Origin of the sequence: Prolixibacter sp. SD074 (assembly GCF_009617895.1) — a bacterium.
GTDB lineage: Bacteria > Bacteroidota > Bacteroidia > Bacteroidales > Prolixibacteraceae > Prolixibacter.
This window is the reverse complement of sequence record NZ_BLAW01000001.1, coordinates 3018497-3030758: the sequence shown is the minus strand read 5'-3', so window position 1 is coordinate 3030758 and position 12262 is coordinate 3018497. Positions and strand designations below refer to the sequence as shown.

The 12262-nt window shown below is 46.4% G+C and carries 10 protein-coding genes; 1 reads left to right on the top strand and 9 read right to left on the bottom strand.

Translation table 11 applies throughout. From position 1 onward, the window contains the following. Nucleotides 1–2: 2 nt before the first annotated feature. From mtnA to GJU82_RS12980, 6 genes are all read right to left on the bottom strand, one after another. On the bottom strand, nt 3–1106 hold the full coding sequence (gene mtnA, locus GJU82_RS13005; protein WP_153632536.1) for an S-methyl-5-thioribose-1-phosphate isomerase: 1104 nt from the start codon (nt 1104–1106) through the stop codon (nt 3–5). Between the two features lie 301 nt (nt 1107–1407). Continuing rightward, a complete protein-coding gene (locus tag GJU82_RS13000) occupies nt 1408–1875 on the bottom strand; it encodes a DoxX family protein (protein ID WP_153632535.1) in 468 nt (155 codons plus the stop codon). Nucleotides 1876–2340: 465 nt separating this feature from the next. Continuing rightward, a complete protein-coding gene (locus GJU82_RS12995) occupies nt 2341–4917 on the bottom strand; it encodes a glycoside hydrolase family 2 protein (RefSeq protein ID WP_228488697.1) in 2577 nt (858 codons plus the stop codon). Between the two features lie 58 nt (nt 4918–4975). Further along, nucleotides 4976–5428, bottom strand: coding sequence for a DUF3192 domain-containing protein (locus GJU82_RS12990; protein WP_153632534.1), 453 nt, complete (start codon nt 5426–5428; stop codon nt 4976–4978). A gap of 194 nt (nt 5429–5622) precedes the next feature. Then, nucleotides 5623–6357 carry a class I SAM-dependent methyltransferase gene (locus GJU82_RS12985; RefSeq protein ID WP_153632533.1) on the bottom strand — a complete coding sequence of 245 codons (735 nt, stop codon included), beginning with the start codon at nt 6355–6357 and terminating at the stop codon, nt 5623–5625. A gap of 34 nt (nt 6358–6391) precedes the next feature. Then, nucleotides 6392–7285: a hypothetical protein gene (locus tag GJU82_RS12980; RefSeq protein WP_153632532.1), complete on the bottom strand. Its 894-nt coding sequence runs from the start codon at nt 7283–7285 to the stop codon at nt 6392–6394. 257 nt (nt 7286–7542) lie between these two features. Between GJU82_RS12980 and pdxH the strand changes: the two genes are divergently transcribed. After that, nucleotides 7543–8178: a pyridoxamine 5'-phosphate oxidase gene (gene pdxH, locus GJU82_RS12975; RefSeq protein ID WP_153632531.1), complete on the top strand. Its 636-nt coding sequence runs from the start codon at nt 7543–7545 to the stop codon at nt 8176–8178. 1 nt (nt 8179) lies between these two features. On the opposite strand, the gene GJU82_RS12970 is transcribed toward pdxH, so the two are convergent. From GJU82_RS12970 to GJU82_RS12960, 3 genes are all read right to left on the bottom strand, one after another. After that, nucleotides 8180–9760 carry an amidohydrolase gene (locus tag GJU82_RS12970; protein WP_153632530.1) on the bottom strand — a complete coding sequence of 527 codons (1581 nt, stop codon included), beginning with the start codon at nt 9758–9760 and terminating at the stop codon, nt 8180–8182. Nucleotides 9761–9870: 110 nt separating this feature from the next. Next, entirely contained in the window at nt 9871–10158 is a 288-nt protein-coding gene (locus GJU82_RS12965) for a hypothetical protein (RefSeq protein WP_153632529.1), read from the bottom strand. Nucleotides 10159–10306: 148 nt separating this feature from the next. Further along, nucleotides 10307–12172, bottom strand: a complete 1866-nt coding sequence (locus tag GJU82_RS12960; protein WP_153632528.1) for an Ig-like domain-containing protein — start codon at nt 12170–12172, stop codon at nt 10307–10309. Nucleotides 12173–12262: the final 90 nt, after the last annotated feature.

Genomic DNA, 12262 nt, shown 5'->3' with positions numbered 1-12262 from the left:
AATTATCTCTGAAATAAAGAAGATATGTTTTCGCGGTTGGCTTTGCAAATACCCCTTTCGGTGATAAGACCGGTAACGAGTCGGGCCGGCGTAACATCGAAACCGTAGTTTGCTACGGGACTGCCTTCCGGCATGATGCGAACGGTATGGACTTCTCCTTCCGGCGAAATGCCTTCCATTTCATTGACTTCAGCTGCACCTCTCTGCTCAATGGGAATTTCGTGTATCCCATCACTCAGGTTGAAATCGAATGTACTGGAAGGTAGCGCCACGTAAAAAGGTATCTGGTTGTCTTTCGCCGCCAGGGCTTTCAGGTAGGTGCCAATTTTATTGGCGACATCGCCGGTGGCAGTGGTTCGGTCGCTGCCCACAATGCAAATGTCGACCATACCGTGCTGCATCAGGTGCCCTCCGGTATTGTCCGGGATGATGGTATGCGGAACGCCTACCTGCCCCAGTTCCCACGCAGTCAGCCGTGCTCCCTGGTTGCGCGGCCGGGTTTCGTCGACCCAAACATGAACCGGAATACCTTTTAAGAAGGCTTTATAGATAGGAGCGGTAGCGGTTCCCCAGTCGATGCAGGCCAACCAGCCGGCGTTGCAGTGAGTGAGGATATTGACGGGCGCACCGTTTTTCTTTTTACTAATGGCTTCGATGAGCTCGCTTCCATATTCACCGATTTGCTCTGACCGTGAAATCTCCCGGTTTTTTAATTCGGTTGCTTTTTCCAGTGCCAGCTTTAAGGCCGATTCTTTTACAGTACAGTCACGCAAGACGTCAACCATTTCATCAATTAAAATGGCAAGATTGACGGCCGTAGGCCTGGATGTTTTCAGGAATGCCGCTTTTTCGTTGAGGTATTCCTTTAAGGAAATTTTACTGTCGAAGTGCAAAAGGGCCAGGTATATTCCGTAGGCACCGGTCACTCCGATAAGCGGTGCTCCCCGGACCGTCATGTTGCGGATGGCATCGAAGGCATCGGTTTCGGTTTTTAGTTGTACCGTTTCGAAAACAAAGGGCAAACGCCGTTGGTCTATGACTTCGACCTGGGTTGCATCGTTTTCGTTTACCCAAATGGTATGATAATGCTGCTCGTTAACTTTCACTGGTGCTGGTTTTATTTTGTTTTCCGTAAGAAATTTCTCCTGTTAAAAGTAACAAGGCTTTACGAAAGCACCACGGAACTTCGTCATATTCCTGAAAAAGTGATTCAGCGAAGACAATAAAAAAACGCTCCGTGAGAGTATCAGGGCGTTTTAATTGGGTATCTGATATTGTGCTGGTTCAGGTTCGGCAATGCCTTCCGTTTTAAGTAGCTTCCTGGTACATGCCGGATGGGAAGAAGCATAACCTGAATTTTTCCGACCGGTTATGGATTGCCGTCGGCTTTGTGATTGTTGCCGTTGTTCAGGGCGTTTTCCTGGAATTTATCGGCAATTGTCCATCAATACTGGCTTTGCCTCCGCCGGCAATCAGCACGATGATGGCCAGTCCGAATAGCAGAATAAAATATTCCAGGCCCTCGGTCTTGTTGGCTTGTCCGAACCAGTTCATAAAAAAGCCGGCATGAATATGGACGCTTAGGACAACTCCAATAAAGTTTGCTATGATTCCGAAGGATGCTACCCGGGTGAGGAATCCAAAAAAGACAAACAGCGAACCAAAAAATTCGATGATGATGACCAATAGCCCAATGATATAAGGCACACCAATAGTGCCGGTTAAAAATCCCATGGTCCCTTCAAAACCACCACCTCCGAACCAACCCAATAGTTTTTGGGCCCCATGCGGGAAGAGCACGATTCCTAAAGCCAGCCTGGCTACCAGTGCCAGTGTGTTTGAAGTGTCGGTAATAAGCAGTTTGTTTAATTTCATACGTTTAAAATTTATAATTATGGTTCATAATTTAATTCTAAATTTGAGAACGGATGGAACCGCTTCGCTCTCACATGAACTTTTTTTAATCATTGCCTTTGGCGAACTTTTGATTAAAAAAGTTCATGTTCGTTTCATTTTTTATAATTTAAATGATACTTGGATTTCAAATACACTACCATTAAGGCCACCGTGGAATTTCAATGCACTTTCTACTTTTATTGAAAGTGGCTGCTTTAGCAACATTTCCTATGGAAGGGAAATAGACAATAAATCCCTCTTTGGTATTAGGACGAATAGAAAATGGAGACTTTTTGTGTGCGTATACGTTTTTGCCTTTTGTAAGTTCCATTAGGTTTATTTTCAGCAAATGTTACTGCTGTTCCGGGGGAGATATGCAGGCAAAACAAAAGGCTGCCCCTGAAAAGAAGCAGCCTCGTTGTATTTTGATGTAATATCTCTTATCTAATACGTATCCGAAATGGTCTCTATTTTCAGCTTGTCTGCCAGGTCCGGAACACTTTTCCCGTTGGTGTAACATTCGATGGTTACCTTTTCGTTGGGCAGCAGGTCGAAATAGTTGTCGGTAAAGGACAAATCGGCATCGGTGTCAGCGCTCAAATAAACATTTTTGGCCAGTTTATTTGCCGAAAGCGTGATGCTGTAACCATTGGGCAATTCAAATAATTCAGCTTTGACGTGGGCCTTCGGTAGCGGCAAATATTTGATGTCGTGGAAATACAAATTATTAGATGAAAGTGTTTTTCCATTTTCGGATATTTGGCAAACCAACAACGAGTGATGCGTGTCGATAGGCTTCAATACATTGTCCTTCCGGAAATCGACATACGACTCGGAACTATTGGGTTTAATGGTGGTTTCCACATCTTTTTGCCATAAAACATTTCCGTCGAAATCGACAATCTGCAGGTGAATCTGCCCTTCGAATGCTTTCAAGCGGTCGCTCACCACATACACTTTGATAAACTTCTCCGTTTTGATGGGCGAAATGAGTACCGGGGCAAAAGCCTTTTTGGCGAAATACTGCAGCGCTTTCCAGCGCTGGTAATAGTCGGTACTCGACCATGATGCTACCGGCCAGCAATCGTTAATTTGCCAGTAAAGCGAACCCATCACGTACGGCATGGCCCGGCGGTGAGCTTCCATTGCCTCTTTTACACCTTCGGCCTGTAATACCTGGCCTACGTATAAGAACGACTCAAAATCTTTCGGCTTCTTGTAGTGGCGATCCATGTATTCCACGATGGTGCCGTTGCCAATGGATGAGCGCTGATGCGATTTCATTACGTCGGAATCGATGTTGAAATCCTTCGGTTCAGCATACTGTTTCACGGTCTTCAATTCCGGGAAACTCTGGAAACCATATTCACTCATGAAACGGGCCAGGTGCGTATCGTAATTGCTGAATGGCTCTTTACCCCACCAAACGCCCCAATAGTGCTCGTCGCCACTAACCAAATCAGGCACAACCCCGGGCCCCGACGATGGGCTGGAACTCCAGTATGCACGTGATGGATCGTATTCCTTTACAACCGATGGCAGAATATCGTGGAAGATGGTGGTGTAAGCTTTCCAAATGGAATCGGCATCTGCCTTGTTCTTTGCTTCTTCCTTTTGTTGCCATCCCCATTGTTTCCAGGCCACCAGGCATTCGTTATTTCCGCACCATAAAGCGATCGACGGATGGTTGCGCAACCGTTTCACATTGTCGATGGCTTCCTGTTTGACGTTGTCCATAAAGGCTTTATCGCCCGGATACATGGCACAGGCAAACATGAAATCCTGCCAAACCAGAATGCCGGCTTCATCACACAGATTGTAGAAAATATTATTTTCATAGATACCACCTCCCCATACACGCAACATGTTGAAGTTCGATTCTTTGGCTGTCTCGATGACTTTCTTATAATTTTCCGTGGTTACCCTTGATGGGAAAATATCGTTAGGAATGTAGTTGGCGCCCTTCATGAAGACGGGTACACCATTCAGTTCAAAATAGAAAGTACGTCCCTTGTCATCTTTCTTCTGAATCAGTTTCAGCGTCCTGATACCAATGCGCACCGAGCGGGTGGCGGTGGTCACATCGTTCTTCACTTCACCGTTAATGGTGTATAGATTTTGTGCGCCCAGCCCGTTTGTCCACCAGAGTTTGGGATTCTGAATGGAAAATCTCACCGGGTAGGTTTGTGTTCCCTTTTGCAAATTGACATTGGCTGTTTCCAGGACCTTACCATCATTGCTGACGGTCAGTTGTGCCGGACCATCTTTTTCTGCCTCGATCTCGAAAATGGCTGTCATATCTGCCTGTGCTTTGGAAACGCTATCCTGTACAAGGTGCAGATCAACAATGCGGTCGGAGTCCCAGGCTTTCAGGTAAACGGGGCGCCAAACGCCGCTGGAAACCAAACGCGGGCCCCAGTCCCAACCATAGTCGTAACCGGCTTTTCGGGTGTAAACCGAAACTTTTTTGTCGCCCGGTACTTTCCCCAGTCCGGCCAAATCGTTATCCGAAACGGGAATAACATAACCGTTGGCATCGTATTTTTTAATTCCTTCTTTTATGGGCGATTTGAAAACAATACGCAAGTCGTTTTTGCCTTTTTTCACCACGTCCTTTACGTCAACCTGCCACTCACGAAACATGTTGTCGGCCGAGAGTACCTGTTCATCATTGACGAAAACATCGGCATAAGTGTCAAGGCCTTTAAAATCGAGTGCAATCCGATCATGACGCGTCATCGCCGGTGTTACCTGGAAAGTGGTTTTGTATTCCCAGTCAACTTTATCAACCCATTGCACATCATGCTCGTTCAACCGGTAGAACGGATCGTCTGTTTTACCGTTTTTCATCAGGTCGGTGTGGACACAGCCCGGTACACTTGCCGGCAACCAATCATTTTTATCAGCCTGGCTGAATTGCCAGCCGTCTTTCAGTTCCACTTTAATGGCTTGGCGAGATGCACTGCTGCAGCCCATCAGCGCTATAAGTCCCATTAATGCGAATGCTTTAAGTTTGTTCATTTACATTTCTTTGGTAATTGGCTCTTCTTTCCTTCTGTTTTTATGTTTTCGTTGCCGGTTAGTTGGCTTCGGAGTTATCGGTGGTGGCTTTGTCGCTGATAGGTTCGGCATCGCGTTTTTCGACGGGCAGTTTTTTCAGTTTTAAAAAGTTCTGATAAAACTTCCAGCCAATGGCCACCACTTTGTCGTTATCCAGCACAACTGGGGTCAACTCGGCCTGGTTGACGATACCGTCGGCATAAACCTGGTCGGTATAGTACCACAGAACTTCTACAATCTCGTCAGGGTTTACCTGAAACATTTCGTAGTGGTATGGGTTTACCTGTAGTTTCCCAAACTCATCGGGCTTGGTTTCCACTCCTCCCATGATGCTGATAACCTCGGATTTCGACATTCCCGGTTCGATTTGCAACATGTTGTTTTTATTGGTCGTACGGATTTTTCCCGGCGAAACGCAGGACGTTATAATGAACACAAATCCGACAAGGCTAAATAGCAATAACTTTTTCATTGCAGTGGGTTCAGGTTGAAAATCAATTATTATCGAAAATAACAAAAAAGGGCATAACCATTGCTATCGGCGTGAAAAAATAATGTTATAGCCAATGTTGTTTGAGGATATTGTTTAGGACTTGCCGGCAATTCCTACCGGGAAAGAGTGTAAGTATGTTTCCTGGCCCGAGGTATGATAATCGTAGCAGACTATCAGCGTCCGAAACCGCTTTTCAATCCCATGATACAAACCTGTGGTGGGCGCACAAAACCGTGTGTGGAGATATTTTCTTTAACCGTTTCGGCCCTTTCTTCGAACTCTTTCCCTCGGTCGTGGCCGGTAAATTCATTTACCCGTTCGTCGAGCATCCGGAAAAACCGCCACATGCGTTCGCTGGAATTTAACATCGGTTCGTTGTCGAAAGCCAGGAACACCTTATCAACAACCATGGGAAGACCTTCTACCAGGTTGACCACCTCATCCCGGGTAAACGTATGACGATGAAAATGTCCGGCAGCCATGTCCATATCGGCCTTAAGGTGATGGTAGGAAAGGTGAGACTCCTGCGCCGGGGTCAAATCTTCACATACCAATTCGCTAATCAGCAATAATCCTCCGGGTGCCAGTATCCGGGTCATCTCTTTTAATACCAGCCGTGGATTGGGGAAGTGATGCAATGAGTTGGAAATACTTACCGTATCGAAGTATTCGCCATCGAAATCCAGTTTTTCGGCATTCCCTTCTACCAGGGTGACTGCCGGATTGGATAATTTTTCCTCCGCGACCTTCAGGTTTGCCGGGTTTATATCGAGGCCGGTACCCGATTCGTACAAGGCAAATGCATTCAACAGGAAAGCCAGAAAATCACCCTCACCGGTGGCGATATCGAGCAAGTGCCCGGCATTGCGGTTTTTCAGGTTCTCTTTCAGTTCGGGTAGTTGATACATGGACAAATTCAGCCTTTCAATCAATTAACAGTCGTTATTTTACTTCGAAGGTTGTCGTTCCAATATTGAAACCATCGGCAAATACGTCAACGGTGTAGGCGCCATCCATCAGCTGAGGTTCACCGGTATTGTCCCAAAAAATGTTTACCGGAAGCAGCGCTCCTTCATATTCAACTGTACGCATTGCAGAATAAGGGATTTTCAGATCTTCAAATTTAAAAACATTATCTTTCGATTTGACCAATAACAATTGATCGGGACGCTGAATGCGGATGTAGATATTTTTGGGACCACGCTTGGTGGTCACATTTTTGCTAAGCGTAAAACTGACTTTAATCTTTTCGATCTTGTTCGATTTTGGCGTATCTTTTCCTTTGCGGTTGATTCCGGTGGCAGCCAGGTTCAAAGCGTCAAGTTGTGCCGCCAATGAAACTTTCTGCTCCAGTTTTTTCTTCTGATCTTCCAGTTGCTTGTTTTGGGTCTTCACCTCGGTGTACTGCTGCTTCACCTGTTTGTTTTCGGCCATCAGTATCTTGTTACGCGTGTTCAGCGAATCAATCTGGACAATATAATTCCGCATAATTCCACGTAATGTGTTGACTTCATCACGGTAGTTGGAGATTTGCGAATAGCTGGCTTTTTTCAGTTGTTCTATTTCCGTTAGCAAATTCTGGACCTTGGTCCGGGCCTGTTCGATATGCGTACTTAATGTGTCATTCTCGGTATGCAGCGAGTCATAGGAGGTTACCATCCGGGAAAGTTCAGCTTTAATCGAATCTTTCTCCACATTCAGCTGTTGCACCATTTGTTGGTTATTCTTTCGTTGAAAAAAGAACAGGACTCCTACCACAACCAATAAAACGGCCAGGACGATAACGATGATGTTGTTCCGTTTGTCAACCGATGATTTATTTTCCTGATTTGCCATGTTTTCCCTGTATTGCAAAGGTTTCAACCCAATTAGAGCACGTACAAAAGTAATATTATTTTAGTCCTGATCAAACGCCTTAGCAGGAGGTAGAATGATGGATAAATATTCCGTTTTTCAAACGGGATATTTCGTCAAAAGACAACAATATATCTTAAACTATTGTTTTAAGTCCCATCATGCGGTAGCCGGAAAACAAACGATAAAACCGGTTTTGCCGGTTACCGCCCGAAGTGAAACAAACTGAAAAGGGTACAATGAATTTATCCGATATACGAAGAGACTACCAATTACAACAGCTTGACCCCAAAGAGGCCGACAACGATCCCATTCGGCAATTCGAAATCTGGATGAACGAGGCGTTGAATGCTAAAATATCCGATCCCACTGCTATGACATTGGCTACCGCTTCGGCGGAAGGAAAGCCTTCGGCCCGGATTGTTTTGTTGAAATATTTTAGTCACGACGGCTTTTTCTTTTTCACGAATTACGAAAGTCGAAAAGGGACCGAACTGGAGGAGAATGGCCACGCAGCTCTTCTCTTTTTCTGGCCGGAGATGGAACGCCAGGTACGCGTGGAAGGTCAGGTGCTGAAAGCCAGCCCTGAATTGTCGGATTCGTATTTTGCGTCGCGTCCGTTGGAAAGCCAGCTAAGTGCGGCCATTTCGCCGCAGAGCAGAGAAGTAAAGGATCGTTCCTCACTGGAAGACCGTTGGTCAAAGAAACAAAAGGAGATGGGCGACAAAAAAATTGAGCGGCCAGATTTCTGGGGCGGTTACCGGTTAATTCCTGATAAGATCGAGTTTTGGCAGGGACGGGCGAACCGCCTGCACGATCGCGTCCTTTACCTTCATGACGGAGAAAACTGGAAACTGACGCGTTTGGCTCCCTGATTTATTCCTTCCGGTAGACAATCTCTCCGTTGGAAACGGTCATCAGCGCTTTCGATCCGACGAGTTGATCTTCTTTGGCTTCCATCAGGTCGGTATCGAGCATGACGAAATCGGCCAGTTTCCCGGTCTCAATGGAACCTTTTTCCTTTTCTTCGAAGGCCGCTTTGGCAGCCCAGATGGTCATGGCCCGCAGCGCATCCCGCCGGCTAATCGAGTTTTCGGGCTGGAAACGTCCGGGCGGCCAACCTGCCGGATCTTTTCGTACGGTTCCGGCATAAAATCCCAGAACGGGATTAATTTCCTCGATGGGAAAATCACTGCCGTTCGGCAGCCAGCCGTTTTCCTTTAGCAGTTCCCGGTAAATGTATGCGTTTCGAATCCGCTCGCCGATTCGTTCTTCGGCCCAGTACATGTCGCTGGTGCAATGAGCGGTTTGCACGGAGGGAATCACCTTGAGTTGACCAAAACGGGAAACATCTTCGGGCGCAACTATTTGTGCGTGTTCAATCCGCCAGCGCCGGTCATTCGGACCGCCCGGAATTTCTTCGTAAATGTCGAGCATACGCCTCACTGCAGCGTCGCCGATGCAGTGCGTGTTTACCTGAAATCCGGCTTCATAAGCCTTGTGGCAGATATTTTCCAGGTACTCCTTATCGTTTACAAAAATCCCCGAAGTTTGTGGGGCATCGGAATAAGGCGCTAACAGTTTGGCGCCTCGTGATCCCAGCGCTCCGTCGGCAAAAAGCTTAATGGACGCGACATGCAACCGCGGTTTATCGACGGGACCTTTTGCCAGCCGGGCCATGTTTTTCTCGTCCGGCAACATCATGCTGTATATGCGCATTTTCAAATCGCCACGGGTTTGCAGCGAGTCAATTAAAGCGATATCATCATACAAAAGGCCGGCATCGTGTACCGAGGTGAGGCCAACTGCAAAGCAATTTCGCTGGGCCTTCATCAACGCTTCTTCTTTGCCTTCCCGGGAAACCGGCGGAATGGCTTTCTTCAGTGCACCAGCTGCATTTTCCAGGAAAATACCGGTCATCTTCCCGTCTTTACGGATGATTTCGGTGCCTGCAAAATCTTCGGGTTGAATGCCGGCAGCCCGGATGGCTGCTTCGTTGGCCAGCACCGCATGTTCGTCGATGCGCGTGAGAAGCGCCGGTACATCGGGGAAGAGCTCGTTGAGTTGTTGGTTATCCGGAAACTCCTTCACCGGCCAATCGTTGTGGTCCCAGCCGGTTCCTTCCAGCCAGCCAGTGGGGTTTTCCTTGTGATGGTTTTTTAAAATCGCGAGAATTTCGTCGAATGATTTGGTGTCACGCAGGTTGGCTTTTTGTAACGTCCGGCCGTACATCAAAAAGTGGCAGTGTGCGTCGATGAAGCCTGGGTAGATGGTTTTTCCGCCGGCATTGATAATTTGGTCGCTGGTGAATTTCTTCAGGATTTCTTCATCGGAACCTACGCCGACAAACAGGCCGTTCTTTACGGCCAGGGCCCCGGCTACGGTAAATTCCTGGTCGACTGTGTATATCCTGGCATTCCTAATGATGAGGTCGACGGGTTGGCTTTTGGCTGTCATGTAAAAAAGGATGGTAAAATTGTAGCGCAAAAGGCATTGCACCTGGTCGCTAAATAAAAAGAGGAACCAACCTCTTGGCGGTCCCTTTTCAGTTTTTCCGCGGAAGCGGATTATTCCTTTACGAGCTTCTCGAGTTCGGCATAAGCATCGTCGATACCCTTCACAAAATCTTCCTGCAGCTTATTATAGTGGGCTTTCACCAGTTTGGGATTGTCTTTCCCGTCGGGGTGATTGGCCCTGTCTATGGCTTCGTTGTGCATTTTTACCGCGTCGCTGATGATGGCGATGGCTTTTTCTTCGTCTGCATTATCGAAATATTCAACGTAGTCGATGCAATCGCCGATAAGCTGCGCTGTCAGCTCAACGATGTCTTTTTTTAATCTTCTGACACTTGCCATGATGATCGGTTTTTGTAGTCAACGGCATCTATTCTTTTAAGTGAAAACTGCCGATGCCATATAAGCAGTTCGCTAATTATGAAAGAGGGACAACCTGCGAAACTTCAGCCCCAAAGCAAGATACAAATCGCTTTGCATCTAACCAGGATTAAAAAGCCTTGCTGTTGCGTTGTTTCTTCTTTTTCCTGGCTTCCTCTTCCTGTTTTTCCTTGTCAATAATTTCTTTCTTAAATACCTGTTGTGTGGGAATTTCCCAGGTTGGGTTCATTGTCCAGTTCGAGCGCAGCTTCAGCACCTCCGGATAATAGAATACCTCTTCGGGTTGCACGTGGGCCTCCAGGTTCCCGGTATCCCATTTACCGTTGTCATTACGATCGAAGATGGCTTTTACCTTATATTTTTGTGGCTCGAGGAAAGGAAACTCCACTGTTCCGTCTTTGTAAATGGTTTTAGCCCTGACGGCCTCTTCTTTGTCATCGTTTTTCAGTAACTGAATAATTGTCGGGCCGGTTACATTTTGCATGGCAAAATTGATTTTGCCATAATGTTCTTCTTCCTGGGTAACGAAAGTATTCTCGACACTGTCCGACACAGCCCCGTAGAGCGTGGTTACGGCTGCCGAGTCAATTTTCAACCGGTAGGTGGTTTGGTAATCCCATGGATAATGGATAAAGAACCTGCGTTTATTGACTGAATCCGGTAGTATCTTAAAATTAATCGAATTAAACACGGTATCCTCTTTCACAAAGAGGTGAATCATGGTAGTGTCCATGTTTTTTACAGGTTCCGGCGATTCTACAGCAACGTCTCTGTACACATCGAAACCATTAGCGCGTGTGTTCAAACTTAGCGATACGTTTATATCTTTCTTTTCGATTTTTCTGCGGTCTCTCCGTCCCCGCCTTTTCCCGGTAGGGGCATCGCTGAAGAACAATCGGATGGTGTCGTTGTATGCATATTTCACACCGGTAGAATCCTGTTGTTCAAAGGTTACCCTGAACTGCAGTGTATCTTTTTTGTACACCATCGAATCAGTCAGCCAGATACGCAACGAATCGTTGTTGGCCGAATGTTCAATATATTTCCAGTTATCTTTGGGCTCGTAGTTTAAAAGCTGAATATCGAAGGTGTCTTTTACCGATTGTGTAAAGGTCAAATCAACATATTTACGGGTTGGGCGCTGTTCATTATCCAATCGAAGGTCGAAGAATGGTTGTTCGAATTGCAACAGGTAGAGTGGATTGGGATAGAAGCGGGTTTTTCCGAAAACCAGTAAGGTGTCCATGCCCACCACTGCAGTATCCTGTTTCGGGAAATATTTTGCCGATGGTGATACCGTCGAATCCAGGAATGCTACAGGTTCAGCTGTCGCTGTCAACATCATGTTGTTGTCGTTGTCGGTAACTGCGTAAACGTTGTAAGTGGCTTTGGGCAGATTGGTGACTGCGAAAAAGCCATTGGCATCGGTCTTGGCAATATAATCGGGTTTGGTTGTCAACACAGCTGTATCCGACAAATTCTTGTACAGCATAATGTAAGCGCCTTCCGACGGTTCCAGATTGAAAGAGTTCAATACAAAGCCTACCACCCGTAAACTGTCGAGCACGGGACCGGTGGAAAAAGCAAGGCGGAAATTCTTCAACGGATTCTTCTCGTTGTTGTCGACAATGGCGTCTTTAAAGTCGAGCGAATAGGTGGCGCTGTCCTTTAATTTCGCCCCGTTTAAATCGACGATTAATGATTTCCCTTTGGTCCGGAAAATCGGCCGCTTGTCAATGGGAGGCGATATGACGAATTTTTCATTCAGCTTTTCGGGTACCACAAATTCATCGAAAGTTATCTGGAGCTGGTCTTTATTGAAATTGATTTGGTTCGCTACCGGAATACTCCGCACGACAACTGGTGGAATGGTATCCTTGGCGCCTCCTGAAGGCATGCCCATATTGGCGCAGGAGGTATAAAATGTTATTGAGCCAAATACAAGGATAATCAGATAAAGAAATTTCTTGTCCAAACTGTTGATATTATGGATTTACAAACGCTACAAACTTACGAAAACTGGCCTAAAGAGGTTTTACCGGGCATTCTTTTTTTCGGTAAAACC